The organism is Massilia terrae (assembly GCF_024753145.1).
Classification (GTDB): domain Bacteria; phylum Pseudomonadota; class Gammaproteobacteria; order Burkholderiales; family Burkholderiaceae_D; genus Telluria; species Telluria terrae.
This window is the reverse complement of the sequence record NZ_JANUGU010000002.1, coordinates 439,064-455,599: the sequence shown is the minus strand read 5'-3', so window position 1 is coordinate 455,599 and position 16,536 is coordinate 439,064. Positions and strand designations below refer to the sequence as shown.

At 65.7% G+C, this 16,536-nt stretch carries 17 protein-coding genes and 1 tRNA gene; 8 read left to right on the top strand and 10 right to left on the bottom strand.

Annotated elements, in window-relative coordinates:
• Entirely contained in the window at positions 1 to 909 is a 909-nt protein-coding gene (locus NX778_RS09335) for a LysR family transcriptional regulator (protein WP_258811451.1), read from the bottom strand.
• A 115-nt stretch (positions 910 to 1,024) separates the two neighbouring features.
• Between NX778_RS09335 and NX778_RS09330 the strand changes: the two genes are divergently transcribed.
• A complete protein-coding gene (locus NX778_RS09330) occupies positions 1,025 to 1,630 on the top strand; it encodes a cysteine hydrolase family protein (protein ID WP_258811450.1) in 606 nt (201 codons plus the stop codon).
• Here the strand turns inward: NX778_RS09330 and NX778_RS09325 are convergent.
• From NX778_RS09325 to rhlP, 4 genes are all read right to left on the bottom strand, one after another.
• Entirely contained in the window at positions 1,585 to 2,073 is a 489-nt protein-coding gene (locus NX778_RS09325; RefSeq protein ID WP_258811449.1) for a cupin domain-containing protein, read from the bottom strand. The two genes, NX778_RS09330 and NX778_RS09325, sit on opposite strands and share 46 nt — an antisense overlap.
• Positions 2,074 to 2,134: 61 nt before the next feature.
• Entirely contained in the window at positions 2,135 to 2,725 is a 591-nt protein-coding gene (locus tag NX778_RS09320; protein WP_258811448.1) for an IMPACT family protein, read from the bottom strand.
• Between the two features lie 33 nt (positions 2,726 to 2,758).
• Positions 2,759 to 3,331 carry a rhombosortase gene (gene rrtA, locus NX778_RS09315; protein ID WP_258811447.1) on the bottom strand — a complete coding sequence of 191 codons (573 nt, stop codon included), beginning with the start codon at positions 3,329 to 3,331 and terminating at the stop codon, positions 2,759 to 2,761.
• The gene (rhlP, locus tag NX778_RS09310; protein WP_258811446.1) at positions 3,321 to 4,151 is read right to left on the bottom strand and encodes a rhombotarget lipoprotein; all 831 of its coding nucleotides are present in this window, start codon (positions 4,149 to 4,151) and stop codon (positions 3,321 to 3,323) included. The genes rrtA and rhlP overlap by 11 nt, the downstream gene beginning before the upstream one ends.
• A gap of 321 nt (positions 4,152 to 4,472) precedes the next feature.
• On the opposite strand from rhlP, the gene NX778_RS09305 reads away from it, so the two are divergent.
• Positions 4,473 to 4,850 (top strand): GYD domain-containing protein, encoded by a 378-nt coding sequence (locus NX778_RS09305; protein ID WP_258811445.1) that lies wholly within the window; start codon positions 4,473 to 4,475, stop codon positions 4,848 to 4,850.
• Positions 4,851 to 4,978: 128 nt separating this feature from the next.
• Here NX778_RS09305 and NX778_RS09300 read toward each other — a convergent pair.
• From NX778_RS09300 to fucP, 4 genes are all read right to left on the bottom strand, one after another.
• Positions 4,979 to 5,054, bottom strand: a tRNA-Lys gene (locus NX778_RS09300).
• Positions 5,055 to 5,117: 63 nt separating this feature from the next.
• The gene (locus NX778_RS09295; protein ID WP_258811444.1) at positions 5,118 to 5,897 is read right to left on the bottom strand and encodes an L-fucose dehydrogenase; all 780 of its coding nucleotides are present in this window, start codon (positions 5,895 to 5,897) and stop codon (positions 5,118 to 5,120) included.
• A 16-nt stretch (positions 5,898 to 5,913) separates the two neighbouring features.
• A complete protein-coding gene (locus NX778_RS09290) occupies positions 5,914 to 6,678 on the bottom strand; it encodes an SDR family NAD(P)-dependent oxidoreductase (protein ID WP_258811443.1) in 765 nt (254 codons plus the stop codon).
• Positions 6,662 to 7,966 (bottom strand): L-fucose:H+ symporter permease, encoded by a 1,305-nt coding sequence (fucP, locus tag NX778_RS09285; protein WP_258811442.1) that lies wholly within the window; start codon positions 7,964 to 7,966, stop codon positions 6,662 to 6,664. Before fucP ends, NX778_RS09290 begins: the two co-directional genes overlap by 17 nt.
• Positions 7,967 to 8,346: 380 nt before the next feature.
• Here fucP and NX778_RS09280 point away from each other — a divergent pair, with 380 nt between their 5' ends.
• The 6 genes from NX778_RS09280 (at position 8,347) to NX778_RS09255 (ending at position 13,932) form a co-directional block, all read left to right on the top strand.
• On the top strand, positions 8,347 to 9,273 hold the full coding sequence (locus NX778_RS09280) for a GntR family transcriptional regulator (RefSeq protein WP_258811441.1): 927 nt from the start codon (positions 8,347 to 8,349) through the stop codon (positions 9,271 to 9,273).
• Positions 9,274 to 9,336: 63 nt separating this feature from the next.
• A complete protein-coding gene (locus tag NX778_RS09275; RefSeq protein WP_258811440.1) occupies positions 9,337 to 9,681 on the top strand; it encodes a UxaA family hydrolase in 345 nt (114 codons plus the stop codon).
• The gene (locus NX778_RS09270) at positions 9,678 to 10,904 is read left to right on the top strand and encodes a UxaA family hydrolase (protein ID WP_258811439.1); all 1,227 of its coding nucleotides are present in this window, start codon (positions 9,678 to 9,680) and stop codon (positions 10,902 to 10,904) included. Before NX778_RS09275 ends, NX778_RS09270 begins: the two co-directional genes overlap by 4 nt.
• Positions 10,905 to 10,914: 10 nt before the next feature.
• On the top strand, positions 10,915 to 11,757 hold the full coding sequence (locus NX778_RS09265) for an amidohydrolase family protein (protein ID WP_258811438.1): 843 nt from the start codon (positions 10,915 to 10,917) through the stop codon (positions 11,755 to 11,757).
• Entirely contained in the window at positions 11,754 to 12,620 is an 867-nt protein-coding gene (locus NX778_RS09260) for a fumarylacetoacetate hydrolase family protein (RefSeq protein WP_258811437.1), read from the top strand. The genes NX778_RS09265 and NX778_RS09260 overlap by 4 nt, the downstream gene beginning before the upstream one ends.
• Before the next feature lie 142 nt (positions 12,621 to 12,762).
• Complete coding sequence (locus tag NX778_RS09255) at positions 12,763 to 13,932, top strand: IS4 family transposase (protein ID WP_258811436.1); 1,170 nt, start codon at positions 12,763 to 12,765, stop codon at positions 13,930 to 13,932.
• A 148-nt stretch (positions 13,933 to 14,080) separates the two neighbouring features.
• Here NX778_RS09255 and NX778_RS09250 read toward each other — a convergent pair whose 3' ends face one another.
• Entirely contained in the window at positions 14,081 to 16,534 is a 2,454-nt protein-coding gene (locus NX778_RS09250) for a glycoside hydrolase family 95 protein (RefSeq protein ID WP_258811435.1), read from the bottom strand.
• Positions 16,535 to 16,536: the final 2 nt, after the last annotated feature.

Genomic DNA, 16,536 nt, shown 5'->3' with positions numbered 1-16,536 from the left:
CTATCCCCAGTCGACGATCCCGCGCTGAAAAGCCCGGGTTCTCGCGACGATACGCTTGTCGCGCAAAAAGCGCACCACGGCCTTGACGGCGGGGGCGCGCATCGTTTCGGCCAGGCCGGTGATGGCGAACTCGCGCCTCGCGGGAATCGGCAGCGCCAGCACCTGAACGTCGTCAGCCTTGGGGAACACCGACAGCTCGGGCAGGATCGAGTAACCCATGCCACGCCCGACCAGGGCGGCGATGCTGGTCTCGTTGGCAAGCAGCCGGTCGGGTTGCGCAGCGAAGCCGGCGGCGCGGCAGCGTTCGAGCACCGCCTGCGCGCCCGAGCAGGCCAGCTGCAGGAAGGGGAGCTTGCGCGTGTCCGGCCAGCCGGCCGATCCGGCCAGCTTCAGCGAGGCCGGCAGCACCATCACATAGCTGTCGTGCAGGTAGCTGCGCCGCACCAGCTCCGGTTCCACCGGCAGTTGGGCGATGCCGATGTGCGCGCGCCCTTGCAGGACCGCCTGGGTGACATCGCCGCGCTCGTCGCAGCCGTCGTCGATGTCGACGCGGATGCCGGGATATTCGTGCGCGAGCGCTTCCAGCGTGTGTGGCAGCAGGTGCGTGCCCACGCTGCGAAAGCAAGCGATGCGAACCCGCCCGGCGAGCTCATGCCCTTCGCGCACGGCGTCGAGCAGGCTCGCCTCAAGGCGTACCATCTGGCGCGCTTTCTCCAGGACGCGGCGGCCGGCATCGGTCGGCGTCGAGCCGTCGCGCGTCCGCGCCAGCAGGCGCGTGCCGAGCGTGCGTTCCAATTCACCGATGCCGTGGCTGATGCGCGATTGCGTGCAGTCGAGCTGCTGGGCGGCCGCACTGAAGCTGCCGGCGTCCGCGACCGCGAGCAGCATCTTGAGTTGGCTGAGCTTCATTCGGCCATCGAAATCCTTCATGTATGAGCCGCCAATTATTCCCCATTTCGGTTGGGGCTGCAGGCCCCGGGATCGGAAGATGGCGGCATCGATTCACTACCCACTGGAGAAGCAGATGAAGCAGTTACCCGCAGGCGCCGCGCTGATCGTGATCGATGTGCAGCAGGCCTTCGAGGACCCCAGCTGGGGCGCGCGCAACAACCAGCAGGCCGAGGACAACATCGCCATGCTGCTGTCCGCATGGCGGCGCGCCAGGCAGCCGCTGTACCACGTGCAGCACCGTTCGCAGCGCGCCGGCAGCCTGTTCCATCCGGATGTGCCGGGGTTTCGGGTGAAACCGCAGGCGGAGCCGCTGCCGGGCGAGCCGGTCATCTACAAGAACGTGAACAGTTCCTTCATCGGCACCGATCTCGAACAGCGCCTGCACGCGGCAGGGATCACGGCCCTGGTCACCTGCGGTATCACGACCGATCACTGCGTGTCGACGACCGCGCGCATGGCCGGTAATTTCGGGTTCGACACCTATATCGTGTCCGATGCCACCGCCACCTTCGAGCGCGTCGGTCCGGACGGACGGCATTACACGGCGCAGCAGATGCACGATACCGCGCTGGCGAGCCTGCACGGTGAATTCGCGACCGTCATGACAGCAGCTGCCATCATCGCCGCTCTTGGTCAGTCCTCCAGCGGCCCGAACGGCTTGCCGTTGGCGAGGTCGTAGATCGTCACGCCGGCCGGCGTTTTGACCATGCGCTTGCCGTGGCGTGGGAAGTCGGCGATGTCGGTATCGCGATTCTCGCCGCCCATCAGGTACACCAGGTCTTCGCTGAACGGATTGCGCAGGTGGTGTGCGACAGACGGGGTGGGGAAGGCGATGAAATCGCCAGCGCCCACTTCGTATTCCTTGTCGTCGATCTCCGCCACGGCGCGGCCCGACAGGATGTACACCCACTCCTCTTCGCATTGGTGCGAATGGTAGGTGAACGATTCGTGCCCGGCCGGAATGCGAGCGAGGCTCACGCCGGTGCGCGCCAAGCCGCCCAGCTTGCTCAGGTGACTGCCGACCAGCAGCGATTTCGGATTCCACGGATGCGAGAACTGGCCTTCGGCGGCCTTTACCTGGTCGGCGCGAACCAGGTGTGGGTAGCTTGGGGCTTCGGGCATGGCGCGGCTCCGTGGTCTGTTGTGGATACCGTCGAGTGTAGCATCACCTCGTGCCTTCTCATCAATCCTGATCCAACCACCGCAGCCGGCCGTGGCCGGCCTCGCCCAGGCGTGCGGCGAAGGCACTGGCTGCGCTTTCCGCCAGCGCGAATTCGAACGCCACGTCATCGCCGTGCGCCACGCCGAGCAGCGTGGCGCCGGCGGCTTCGAGCTCGCGGCGCACCATGCCCTCCATCGCATACGGCACCGCGCAGCGCAGGGTGCGCAGGCGGATAATCTCGACCTTCTCGGCTTTGAGCAAAGCTTGTGCGACGCTGTCCGTGTAAGCGCGCACCAGGCCGCCGGCGCCCAGCTTCACGCCGCCGAAGTAGCGCACCACCGTCGCCAGCACGCCTTCCAGGTCCTGGTGGCGCAGCACATCGAGCATCGGCCGGCCGGCGGTGCCGCTTGGCTCGCCATCGTCGACCGCCGCCGACTGGCCGCCGGCCAGCAGCGCCCAGCACACGTGGGCGGCGCCGGGATGCCCGGCGCGCAGCCCGGCCACCACCGCCTGCGCCTGCGCGCGGTCCGCCATCGGCTGCACACACGCGATGAAGCGGCTCTTCTTGATGATCAGTTCGTGGTCGACGGGAGCAGCGATTGTTTGCGGCATGGCTTGGGACGGCGAAGGCAAGCATGCATTTTCTCACAGCGCGCGTTTCCTGCCGAGGAAGAGCACCGCCAGCGCGCCCGCGATCGCCCCGCACACGTGGGCCTGCCACGCGACGTCGACGCCGTCGGGCAGGATGCTGCTGGACGGCGCCGCCGACAGCGCATCGACCAGGGTCTTGAGCACGTAGGCGGCCGCGATCAGCATGACGAAAGCGTGGCTGCGTTCATCGTTCCACACCGAGGTCACCGCCATCACGGCTACCAGCACCGCGAGGGCGGAAGCGCCCCGGTACTCGAACAGCGAGGGCACGAACGCCAGCAGCACCAGCGAGATGACGAGTGCCGCCAGCGCCAGTGCGCACGCCAGCGAGCGGCTGCCGAACTCCCGCTCCGCCAGGCTCGCCATCGCGTACAGCACGATGCCGTCGACCAGCGCGTGCATGTGCGAGAAGTGGACCAGGTGGCCGGTCCACAGGCGCCACGCTTCGCCCGCGAGAATCGCGCTACGGTCGTACGCCAGCAGGCGCTGCGCGGTCTCGGGGGCGAACGCCAGCGCGATGCAGGCGAATGCCAGCAGCAGGCTTACCGGGGCGCGCTTATCCTGCACGGCGCAAGGTCCAGCGGGCCATGATCAGCAACCAGATGGCGATGGCCGCGTCGGCCCAGCCGAATGCGCCGCCGCCGCGATAGCCATCCTTGTTGACGACTTGGTAGCCGGGATCGGACTTGATCCGCTCCTTGAAGGTGACCAGCTCGTTTTGCAGGCGCGGGATCAGCTGGTCCACCGCGAGGCGATAGCCATCGAGCTGCGCGGCGCGCGAGCGTTCGCCGAAATTCGCCATCGTCGCGCTTCCTTTCACCTGGCTGGTGCCGGGCGCGCGGAACAGCAGCTTGCGGCTCTTCACGTCGAACACAGCGGCGTCCAGCAGCGTCTGCACGTCGTACTGGTCGCCGTTGACCAGGTAGGCGCCGACGATGGTCCAGTACAGCACCGCGAGGCGGTTCGGATCGTCGAAGCGGATCTGGTCGTAGGAGACCAGCGCCATCACCTCGACGTTGAACATGCGCGCGACCATGTCCAGGTTGTCGAAACCGCCGCGCGGGCGCAGGTAGCCGCTCGGGATGATTTCGATATGGCCGATGTACTGGTACTGCGAGAACGCGTCGCGCACGCGCTCCAGCAGGCGCGTCTTCTCGGCTTCCGGCAGGTCGGTATGGCCGGCGTCGGGGACGAATGCGATGCCGACGCGGACGGGCGGCCGCAACTGCGTCACCATCGGTTGCATCGCCGGGGCGTCGCTGGCGTTCGGGTAGAGGTAGTCGACGATGCTGCCGGTCTGGCGCGCGCCGTGGTGGCTGAACATGGACGCGCAGCCGGCCAGCACGGCCAGGAGCGCGCAGAGTAGCAGGGGGCGGAGCAATCGCATGGGAACCTCGTCGGAAAACGGCAGCGGGCCGAGAAGGCGAGGATGGTGTCATGCATTTGTGGCAACGCAAAGCGCTGGGTGTGAGGTATCGGGAATCGATACCTTGCGGAGCGTTTGGCGATGCTATTTGTTGGGCCTCCTCGGCGCACCGCCAGGGCGCCGGTCCGGCTCCTTGCCTGCCCTTTTACCTGCGCAGGATAGTAATCCGCCCTCGGAAGAACTATCATGATTTGGTAAGCGTGCGTATATGGCGCCGCGAAAGTCGAACCCGCCGTGTGCCCGGAAACGCTTCAATAGCAGGTATCCAGACGAGGAATTGTCATGGCTAAATATCTGGTGGAAGCAAGCTATCTCAGCAAGGGTATCAACGGCCTGATGAAGGAAGGCGGTACGCGCCGGCGCGAGGCGGTTGACGAGCTGTTCGCGTCGCTCGGCGGGCGGGTCGAGGCGTTCTATTTCGTGTTGGGCGACAGGGACGTCATCGTCATCGGCGAACTTCCCGACAATACCAGCGCGGCTGCGCTTGCCCTCAAAGTGAATGCCTCGGGCGTTACCACATGCAAGACGACGGTCTTGCTTACGCCGCAGGAAATCGACAATGCGGTGATGAAGAGCGGCACGTACCGGCCGCCGGGCTTCGACGAGCCTTACGAAGTCGAGAATTGGGAAGGAGAGGGCGGGCACTTGGCTGAGGATTGACCGATGCGAACGCGGCAATATGGAAAGGCCGAGGGGCGGAAACGGCCGGCCGCCTTTCAAAGCGACCAGAGAGGGACCAGAAAGCAAAAAGCCCACGAACCGAAATTCGTGGGCTTCCTGCTTGTATCTGGTAGGCCGTGCGGGGCTCGAACCTGCGACCAACGGATTAAAAGTCCGCTGCTCTACCAACTGAGCTAACGACCCGATGAGCCCGCTATTATAGCGACAGTTTTATGGTTGCGCCAGTGCCATTTGTCGCATGCCGTCTCACAGCGCCCGGTCGAGGTGCACGTACCCTCCATCCACATGGATCAGCTGCCCGGTCGTATGGCTGGAACGTGGGCTGAGCAGGAAAGCGACGGTGTCGGCGATTTCCTCCGCCTTGGTCATGCGGCGCCCCAGCGGGATGCGCTCGCAGATGTGCTGCAATGCCTCTTCCGGCTTGTCGAAACCCTGGATCCACTGCTGGTACAGCGGCGTATAGCATTCGGCCACGATCACGGCGTTGACGCGGATGCCGAATTCGAGCAGCTCCACCGCCCATTCGCGCGTCAGCGCATTACGTCCGCCGTTCGCTGCGGCATAGGCCGAGGTGCCGCCCTGGCCGGTATCGGCCGTCTTGCTGCCGATGTTCACGATGCTGCCGCCGCTTTGCTTGAGGGCGGGCAGGCAGTGCTGGGCCATCAGGTAGTAGTGGATCAGGTTCTTGTGCAGGCTGTCGACGAACTGCCGGTAGGTCCCGCGCGCCAGGCTGACGCCATCGTTGACGCCGGCGTTGTTGACCAGGCCATCCACGCGGCCGTAGCGCCGCAGCACTTCGGCCACCGCCGTTTCGCAGTCTTCCGGCCGGCTGAGTTCCGCCACCACGCCGGCCGCACGTCCGCCGGCAGCTTCGATCGCGGCCACCGCCGCTTCGTTGTCGGCCTGGTTGCGGCCGACGATCACGGGGATCGCGCCTTCCGCAGCCAACGCCCGGCTGATGCCTTCGCCGATGCCTTTCGCGCCGCCGGTCACGACCACGACCTTGTCCTTCAGTTGAAGATCCATGCAGAAGCCTCGCGCGTCAGCTGTTCAGGGTGATGAAGCCACCGTCGATCGGGAAATCGGTGCCGGTGATGAAGGACGCCTGCTCGCTGCACAGGTAGAGCGCCAGCGCGGCGACTTCCTCGGGCTTGGCCATGCGGCCGATCGGCTGGGTCTTGGCCAGCTTCTCGAACATCTCGCTTTCCTGTCCCGGATAGTTCTTCGCCAGGAAGCCGTCGACGAAGGGCGTGTGCACGCGGCCCGGCGAGATCGAATTGCAGCGAATGCCATCCTTGATGTAGTCCTTGGCGACCGACAGGGTCATCGCCATCACCGCACCCTTGGCGGTGGAGTAGGCGAAGCGGTCCGCAATGCCGACCCAGGCCGCGACCGAGGCCATGTTGATGATCACGCCGCCGCCGTTCTTGCGCAGCTGCGGGATGGCGGCGTGCAGGCAGTGGTACACGCCCTTCACGTTTACGCTCATGACGCGGTCGAAGTCGGCTTCGCTGGTGGTGTCCGCCTTGCCGATGTGGGCGATGCCGGCGTTGTTGACCAGGATGTCGATGGCGCCGATGCGGTCGAATGTAGCCATCACTTCGTCGTAGTCGGCGACATTGCAGGCATGGGCGCGGGCGTGTCCGCCGCCGGCCCGGATATCTTCCACGACGCCTGCCGCTGCCGATTCGCTGACGTCGAGGACGTGCACGAACGCGCCCTGTTGGGCGAACAGGATTGCCATCGCGCGGCCGATGCCGCTGCCGGCGCCGGTGATCAGGGCTGTTTTTTCATTCAGCGCAAACATGTTGAGCGGTACTCCCTTGTGGGTGGATGGTGGAGGGCACGGGCAGGGCCGCGTGGCGCAGTGCGCCGCGGGCGAACCAGCCGATGACCAGGAAGCAGAGCAGCGGCACGGCGTAGCCGATCTGGATGTTACCGCTCCAGTCGCTGAGCGCGCCGAACAGCGGCGGCAGGAGCGCGCCGCCGACGATGGACATGACCAGCAGGCTGCTGCCCATCTCGGTATCCGCTCCCGCATCCTGGATCCCGAGCGAGAAAATAGTCGGGAACATGATCGACATGAAGAACGCGATGCCGATCACCGCGAACACGGTCGGCATGCCGTGGCCGAGCATCGCTACCAGCGACAGGGTGCTGGTGGCGAGCGCGTAGAGCAGCAGCAGGCGGGCCGGTTCGATGAAGCGCATGAACCAGGTGCCGGCGAAGCGCCCGGCCATGAAGGCGGCGCCGCAGCCCCAGCCGAGATAGTCGGCGGCGGCGACGTGCGAGATGCCTGCCGCGCGCGAGGCGTACAGGATGAAGAAGCTGAAGACGCAGACCTGGGCGCCGACGTAGAAGAACTGGGCGATCACCGCGCGCCGGATCGGGCCGCGCCGCCATGCGCTGGCGATGGTCGGGCGCGCGGCGCCGCCGTCCGGTTCTTGTGCGGCGGGCGTGGGCAGTTCCAGTTTTCGGAAGATCGCGGCGATGACCAGGATGGTGAGGCCCAGCACGAGATAGGGCGTCTTGACGCTGGACGCTTCCGCGGCCAGCGCGACCTGGCGCGCCGCGGCGGGCATCGCCTGCAGTTCGGCGTCGCTGGCGCCGTGCACCAGGATCAGGCGCGCGCCGATGATGGGCGCCAGGGTGGCCGCCATGCCATTGAAGGCCTGCGCCAGGTTCAAGCGGCGTGCCGCGCGCTCGGGCGCGCCCAGCAAAACGGCGTAGGGATTCGCGGCGGTTTCCAGCGTCGCCAGCCCGCAGGCGATGATGAAGAGCGCGCCCAGGAAGAAGATATATTGCTGGGTATTGGCGGCCGGGATGAACAGCAGGGCGCCGGTGGCGAACATCAGCAGGCCGGCGACGATCGTGTGCTTGTAGCCGATCCTGCGGATCAGGAAGCCGGCCGGCAGCGCCATCACGAAGTAGGCGATGAACACGGCCGAATCGACCAGCGAGGACTGCAGGACCGACAGGCTGAACGAACGCTTCAGGTGCGGGATCAGGATCGGATCCAGGTTATGCACGAATCCCCACATGAAGAACAGTGTGGCGATCATCGCAAAGGCGAACCGGTGGCGGGACTTGCTCATTGAAGGGTCTCCTGGTTGTACAGCTTATAAATTTCTCTTCAACGCAGGAATGGTACTCTATATATTCTGTACTTTCATTCATTTTTTGATCACGTTGTCGATCAGTGTGGGTTTGGAGCCATTCACGGCATTGACGGTCTTTTATATATCAGATACGATCAATCCACTTCTCTTTAGGAATCTGATGTTTAGCTCCCACCATCCAGCAGCAATGCGGTATCGCGCGGCCCCGTCACGCGGACGGCGGCGTGCTGCCGCGCGATGGGCGGGCGCGGTTGCGGGCTGGATGGGCAAGGGCGGACGAGGTTTTTCGCGCACGACCGCCGGTATAATGTTTGCATTCGTATCAAGTGCCGTACAACGGACGGCGCACTCAAGCCATGGCGAAACCGCCCCTCATCTTCAAGCGCAGCACCAACGCCCTGTTGAACTACCTCGATGCCAGCGTCGCGGTGGGCGACTTGCTGCCGTCGGAGAGCCGGATGGCCGAGCTGACCCAGGGCAGCCGCACGGCGGTGCGCAGTGCGCTGGCCTACCTGCACAACCGCGGCCTGATCGCCGGCCTGGACGACCGGCGCCTGCTGCGCAAGCCGCAGGACGACGATTATTTCGAGGAGACCGAGCTGCAGTCGGGCGCCGTGCGCATCCAGGAAGTGCTGATGGAGCGCATCTACCGCAACGACCTGCCGCCGGGCGCCGCCTTCTCCGAAGCCGAACTGGCGCGGGCCGCGGGCGCCAGCACGATCAGCGTGCGCGAATTCCTGATCGGCTTTTCGCGCTTCGGGCTGATCGAGAAGAAGCCGCAGGGCGGATGGCGCCTGTGCGCCTTCGACCGCACCTTTGCGATGGAGCTGGAGCAGGTGCGGCGCATGTTCGAAATGGCCGCGGTGGAGCAGCTGCTCAGCCTGCCGCCGGGGCATCCGGCCTTCGACCAGGTGACCGAATTGGTCGCGCGCCACGAGCAGCTCAAGGCGGGCCTGCCGGACAACTACGAACAATTCCCAGCGCTCGACCGCGAGCTGCACACCTTCCTGATCGGGCTGTTGAACAATCGCTTCGCGTTCAGCCTGAACGACGTGGTGTCGCTGGTGTTCCACTACCACTACCAGTGGGACAAGGAATTGGAGAAGCCACGCATCGAACAGGCGGTGCTGGAGCACCTGGCCCTGTTGCGCGCCCTGGCCAAGCGCGACCGCGCGGCCGCCCAGGCCGCGATGAACAAACACCTGGATTCGGCCCGCAGCACGATGCTCGACGCAGTGCTCAACCGCAGTCCGGACGCAGCGCAGCACCAGAGCGCGCACTAGCCCCCGTCGTTGCGGCAGGGGTGAGCGGGCCTGGTCCACGTTCAACCCAGCAAGGACTCACCCATGTCTAATGAAAGCGCGGCGGCTGCGGCCGGCCGCCTCCTGCTCATGTCGCCCGAAGATAACTGCATGATCGCCCGCACGCAGCTGCCGGCGGGCCTGCTCGTCGAGATCGATGGCGTGCCCGTCGTCCTGCCCGAGGCGGTCCAGCTCGGCCACAAGGTGGCGCGCCACGCGCTCGTCCCTGGCGACCGGGTGCTGCGTTACGGCGCGCCGATCGGCACCATCACGGCGCCGGTGGCCGCGGGGGCGCACATCCACACGCATAACCTGGCTAGCGACTATATGCCCACCTACACCCTGGCCGGCGATGGCCAGCATTTCATTGGAGACGGCCCTTCATCATGAGTCCATCGACAAGCCAAGTCCCGGTCCTTTCCGGTTATCCGCGCGCGGACGGCCGCAAGGGCATTCGCAATGTCGTCGCCGTCGCCTACACGGTCGAATGCGCGCACCACGTGGCGCGGCTGGTGGTGAATGCCTTCGCCGGCCAGCCGGTGCACCTGATCGGCTTCCCCGGCTGTTATCCGAACGCCTACGCCGACACGATGATGAAGCAGCTGGCGACCCATCCGAACGTGGGCGCGGTGCTGGTCGTCTCGCTGGGCTGCGAAGGCTTCAACCGCAACAGCCTGCACGATACCGTCGCGGCCAGCGGGCGTCCGGTGCACACCATCACCATCCAGCAAAATCGCGGCACGCGCACCAGCGTCTCCAGCGGCGTGGAGTGGGTGAGCTGGGCGCTGGACATGCTCGCGGCCCAGGAGAAGGTGCCGATGGGCCTCGACGAACTGGTGGTCGCCACCATCTGCGGCGGCTCGGACAGCACCAGCGGCATCACCGCCAACCCGGCCGTCGGGCTGGCCTTCGACAGTTTGATCGAGTCGGGCAGCGCCTGCATCTTCGAAGAGACTGGTGAACTGGTGGGCTGCGAGTTCCACATGAAGCGGCGCGCGCTGACGCCCGAACTGGGCGACGAGATCGTCAAGTGCGTGGAAAAGGCGGCGCGCTACTACACAATCATGGGTCACGGCAGCTTCGCGCCCGGGAACGCGGATGGCGGCCTCACCACACAGGAGGAGAAGTCGCTGGGCGCTTATGCCAAGAGCGGGGCCTCGCCGATCAGCGGCATCATCAAGCCCGGCGACCGGACCTGGGGCCCCGGCCTGTACCTGCTGGATGTGGTGCCGGACGGCGAGCCGCGCTTCGGCTTCCCGAACATCTCGGACAACGCCGAGATCGTCGAACTCATCGCCTGCGGCGCCCACCTGACGCTGTTCACCACCGGGCGCGGATCGGTGGTCGGTTCGGCGATTTCGCCGGTGATCAAGGTGTGCGCCAATCCCGATACCTACGAGCGCCTGGCCGAGGACATGGACGTCAACGCCGGCCGCGTGCTGACGGGCGAGGCTACGCTGGAGCAAGTCGGGCAGGAGATCGTCGACCTGGTGGTGAAAGTCGCGAACGGTGAAGCGAGCCGTTCGGAAGACCTCGGCCACCAGGAATTCATCCTCACCTACAAGCAGTTCGAGCCGGCGGGACCGGGCTGCTTTCCCTTGAAGGCCGCCTGAGGAGCAGGGCATGAAGGTCGACGCTCACCAGCATTTCTGGCGCCTCGACGATCCGGGGCGCGACTGGCCGCCGCCCGCGCTGGCCGCGCTGTACCGTGATTTCGGCCCGGCCGACCTGGCGCCGCTGCTGCAGGCCCATGGCATCGAAAGCTGTGTGCTGGTGCAGTCGCTGCCCGACGATGCCGACACGCTGGCCTTGCTCGACCTGGCCGACCAACACGAGTTCATCGGCGCGGTGGTCGGCTGGACTGACCTCAAGGCGCCCGCCGCGCCGCAGCGGATCGCCGCGCTGGCGGCCAGGCCCAAGATGCGCGGCCTGCGTCCGATGCTGCAGGATCTGCCGGATGGCACCTGGCTGCTCGACCCCGCGCTGGAACCGGCGGTGCGGGCGATGATCGCCTATGGCCTGAGTTTTGACGCGCTGGTGCGCCCGGGCCAGCTGCCCGCGCTGCTGCACTTCGCACGACGCTTCACCGAGCTGGCGATCGTGATCGACCATGCCGCCAAGCCGGACCTTGCCTCCGGCCAGATCGAACAGTGGGGCCGCGACATGCAGGCGCTGGCGCAGCTTCCCAACGTGGCCTGCAAGTTGTCGGGTCTTGTAACCGAGGCGGCGCCGCACTGGCAATTGGACGACCTCCAGCCTTGCGTCGCCGGCCTGCTGGACTGGTTCGGACCCGAACGGCTGATGTGGGGCAGCGATTGGCCAGTGCTGAACCTGGCCGCCGATTACGGCCGCTGGCTGGCCGCCTGCGAGGCCATGCTTGACCATCTTGACCATGACGCGCGCGCGGCCGTGTTTGGGCTTAACGCCTGCCGCTTTTACCAAATCGAATTGAAAAGGAAACCATGAAACTGCTGCGATTCGGCCCCAAGGGCAATGAGAAACCAGGCTTGCGCGACCAGGACGGCGTGCTGCGCGATCTGTCCGGCTTTCTGCCCGACCTGACTTCGGCCACCTTGGGCAAGGCCACGCTGGCGCGCCTCGCGGAGCTCGACCCGAAACAGCTGCCGGCGGTGGCCGAGCCGGTGCGCATGGCGCCGATCGTCGCCGATATCGGCAAGCTGATTTGCGTCGGCCTGAATTATTCGGACCACGCGGCGGAATCGGGCATGGCAGTTCCGGCCGAGCCGGTGCTGTTCACCAAGGCCACCAGTTCCATCATCGGCTGCAATGACCCGGTGGTGCTGCCGCGCGGTTCGGTCAAGAGCGACTGGGAAGTGGAGCTCGGGGTCGTGATCGGCGCCCGCGCGCGCTACGTCGAGATCGAGGACGCGCTCGATTACGTGGCCGGCTACTGCGTGGTCAACGACCTGTCCGAACGCGAATACCAGCTCGAGCGCGGCGGCCAGTGGGACAAGGGCAAGGGCTGCGATACCTTCGGCCCGGTCGGACCTTATCTGGTCACCGCCGACGAAGTGCCCGATCCGCAGAACCTCGACATGTGGCTGGAGGTGAACGGCAAGCGCTTCCAGGCCGGCAACACGCGCACGATGGTGTTCGGCGTTGCGCACCTGGTCAGCTACATCAGCCGTTTCATGACCTTGAATCCGGGCGACGTGATCAGCACGGGCACGCCGCCGGGCGTCGGCTTGGGGCAGAAGCCGGAACCGGTCTACCTCAAGCCGGGCGACCAGATGCGCCTGGGGATCGATGGTCTGGGCGAGCAGCGGCAGACGGTGCATGCCTGGAATCCGGAACTGATCGACGGTTAAAAGAGACCCAAGAGAGAACGTCGTTCGCGCCTGCGCGCACTGCTGTCCGGGATAATTTGCTTGACTATTGCAGGAGGGGTTGCAGGTATTGGTTAAGGGGCGTATACCCCTAGTCGCCAAACTCAAAAACCAACCTGCAACCATGTTTAGCATAACCAGCTTTCAAGAATTAATGAAGGGCTTGCCACGATCGACGTTCGACCGCCTGGTCGAGCGTCGCAACGCGGACAAATACTGCAAGGGATTTCGTCATTGGGACCATGTGGTGGCGATGATCTACGCGCAGCTAAGCGAGGCGCCGGGGTTGCGGTCGCTGGAGACGGGCTTTAACAGCCACCGCAACCATCACTACCATCTCGGCACTGATTGCATCAAGCGATCCACCGTGGCTGATGCGAACAGGCTGCGCTCCGACGTGGTGTTCAGCGATGCCGCCATGTGGCTTATGGGACAGGTGTCGCGTCAACTACGCCGCGATACCCAGGAACTGATGTATCTGCTGGATTCGACCTCGCTCACTCTCAAAGGACGTGAATTCGACCGTTGGACGCGGGAGAACCGGACCCGCAATACCCAAGGCATCAAGCTGCATGTACTGCTGGATACCGCGACCGAGATCCCCAACTGGTACAGCTTTAGCGCTGCCAACGTCAATGACGTCGAACTGGCGCGCTTGGTGCCATTGAAGAAGAACGCCCTGTACGTCTTCGACAAGGGCTACACCGACTTCCGCTGGTGGCACAGCATCGACCAGGCCGGATCGCACTTCGTCACACGCTTCAAACGCAACGCCGGTTTGCGTATCGAAAGCGAACGGCCAATTCCGGCCGAGGCAAACGGTGTTGTGCTCCAAGATCAGATCGTCCGGCTAAAGCACCGCAATCCCGGCGGCCGTGCCAATCCGTACATCAAGCCACTGCGCTGCGTCACCATCGCACGCCCGGGGAAAGCAACGCCGCTGGTACTGGCCACGAACGACCTGGAGAGCACAGCGCCCGAGATTGCCCAACGCTACAAGGAACGCTGGAGCATTGAGCTCTTCTTTAAATGGATCAAGCAGCATCTGAAGATCAAAAAGTTCCTGGGACGGACCGAAAACGCAGTCCGTATCCAAGTGCTCACGGCACTGATCAGCTACTTGCTGGTAGCACTGTACAAGCAGCGCCACGCACTCAAGACTAGCCTCTGGGAATGCCTCACGCTGATCCGGGCAACGCTATTCCAGCGTGTAAAAACTGAGGCCTCCCATTACCGAGAACGACGGCGACGGGAGAGAAACCTCGCGCACATTCAGTCACGCCTATTCGCATGACCATGTCAACAAAATTATTCCGGACAGCAGTGCGCCTGCGCGGGAACGACGTTCTCTTTTTTGCGTAGACAGCAAAAAAAGTGGAGCGACCGTCGCCGCTCCACGCAAAAAACGTTGCGCGCTCGCTCGCGCAACGTGAGACGCCCTGTTACGCCGCCTGCAACTGGCGGCCGTCAATGCTCGCGCGGCCTGTGCCATCGAGCGTGATGTCCAGCACACGCGCACCGTAGCGCAGCTTCAGCTTGTCGCCCGCGCGCCCGCGCAAGGCCAGGCGCTGGACGCGATGCCCGGCCCAGTCGATGTCGAGCTCCACGCCGCCACGCGCACGCACGCCGCGCAGCGATCCGTCCGGCCACGCCGCCGGCAGCGCGGGCAGCAGCAGGATCTCGCCGCCCCAGGACTGCACGATCATTTCGAGAATGCCCGCGGTGCCGCCGAAATTGCCGTCGATCTGGAACGGCGGGTGCGCGTCGAACATGTTCGGATAAGTGCGCGTCGGCCCGAGCAGGCCGCTGAGGATCGAATGCGCACGGTCGCCATCGCCCATGCGCGCCCACAGCACCAGCCGCCACGCCGTTGCCCAGCCGGTCGACTTGTCGCCACGGATGTCGAGCGACACCTTGGCCGCCTTGATCAGGTCGGGCGTGTCGCGCACGTTGATCTGTTCACTCGGGTAGACGCCATACAGGTGCGACACGTGGCGGTGGGTGTCGTGCGGCAGGTCCCAGTCTTCCAGCCATTCCTGCAGCTGGCCCAGCGCACCGATGCGGTCGGCGGGCAGGCGCGCGCGCGTCGCTTCGAGCGTCTTCGCGAAGCCGGCGTCCGGATCCTTGAGCACAGCGTGCGCCTGCAAGGTCCATGCAAACAAGTCGCGGATGATCTGGCGGTCCATCGCCGGCCCGGCGCACAGCGCGGCGCCGGGATGGTGGTTGTGTTCGGGCGACATCGAGGGCGAGGTCACCAGGCCGCGGCCCTTGGGATCCTCGACCATGACGTCCACGAAAAACAGGGACGCGCCTTTCAGCAGCGGATAGATGCGGCGCAGCCAGGCCTCGTCCGGATGGTATTCGTAGTGGTCCCACAGCGTCTTGCACATCCACGCTCCGCCGAGCGGCCACATGCCGAAGTTCGGGCCGTCGATCGGCGCGGTGGCGCGCCACAGGTCGGTGTTGTGGTGGGTGACCCAGCCGCGCGCGCCGTAGTGCTTGCGCGCGACCACGGCGCCGGTCACGGCCAGGTCCTCGAGCATGCGCAACACCGGCTCGACGCATTCGCGCAGATTGGCAGGGTGCGCCGGCCAGTAGTTCATCTCGGTGTTGATGTTGATCGTGTACTTGCCGCCCCATGGCGGGTTGTTCCCTTCGTTCCACCGGCCCTGCAGGTTGGCCGGCTGCGAGCCGGGGCGCGAGGACGACAGCAGCAGGTAGCGCGCGTACTGCACGTACAGCGCCGCGAGGCCAGGATCCGCTTCGGTCTCGGACACGGCGATGCGCTGGTATGTCGGCCGTTTGTCCACCGCACCGCTGCCGATGCGGATCGAGAAGCGCTTGAACAGCGCCTGGTGCGCCGCCACGTGGTCGGCCTTCAGGCGGTCATAGGGCTTGCGCGCGGCGGCCTCGGTCCGCTCGCGCACCAGCGCGACCGGGTCGCCGCTGACGTCGGCGTAGTTGACGTAGCTGGTGGCGCAGGACACCAGCAGCGTGACGGTGCTGGCGCCGCGCACCTGCAGGCGATCGCCGACGGCGCCGACCTTGCCGTCGCTGGCGGCGCGCACCCGCACCGCGTAGCGCAGCGCGCCTTCGATGCCCTGGGCCGCCTGGTTGCGGCCCTCGATCAGCAGCGCACCATCGCCGTCGGGGCGGATCGACAGCGCAGCCGGGCGTATGCCGGCGTCCGTCGATTCGCGTTCGTCCCAGGCCGCGCCAGTGAAGGGCGCTGGCGGTGTCTGCGTGCCGGGGGACTTGACGTTCGCCGGTGCGCGGTAGCCGAGGTCCAGGTCCAGCAGGCCGCCGCCCCGCATGGCCAGGCGCAGCACGACAACGCCATCCGGCGCGCTGGCGAAGGCTTCGCGCAAGTGCCGGGTGGCGCCATCGGTAAAGCGGGTAGTAGCGATCGCGCTGTCCAGGTCGAGCGAGCGCTGGTAGCTTGTGGCGCCTTTCACGTTGAGGAAGTCGATCAGGAGATCGCCCGCCGCGCCGTACGGCATCTGGCGCACCGGCTTGCCCATCATCGAGGCGCTGGCCAGCTCCGCCGCCTCCTTGAATTTCTCCTGGTCGATCAGAGCGCGCACCTTGGGCAGCGCCGCCAGCGCGTCCGGGTTGGCCGGATCGTAGGGACCGCCGGCAAACAGCGTGTCCTCGTTCAGCTGTAGCCGCTCCTGAGCGGCGCGGCCGAACACCATGGCGCCCAGTCGCCCGTTACCGATCGGGAGCGCTTCGACCCACGGGCCGGCAGGCTTGTCGTACCACAGGCTCAGGCTGTCGCGCCCATCCGTGGTCTTGGCCACCACGGTGGCGCTGGCGAGGCCCGGCATGGCCAGCGCCAGGCCGCTCGTGACGAGGAAGCTGCGCCGCGCCGGCCGATGGGGATTTTGTCGATTCACTT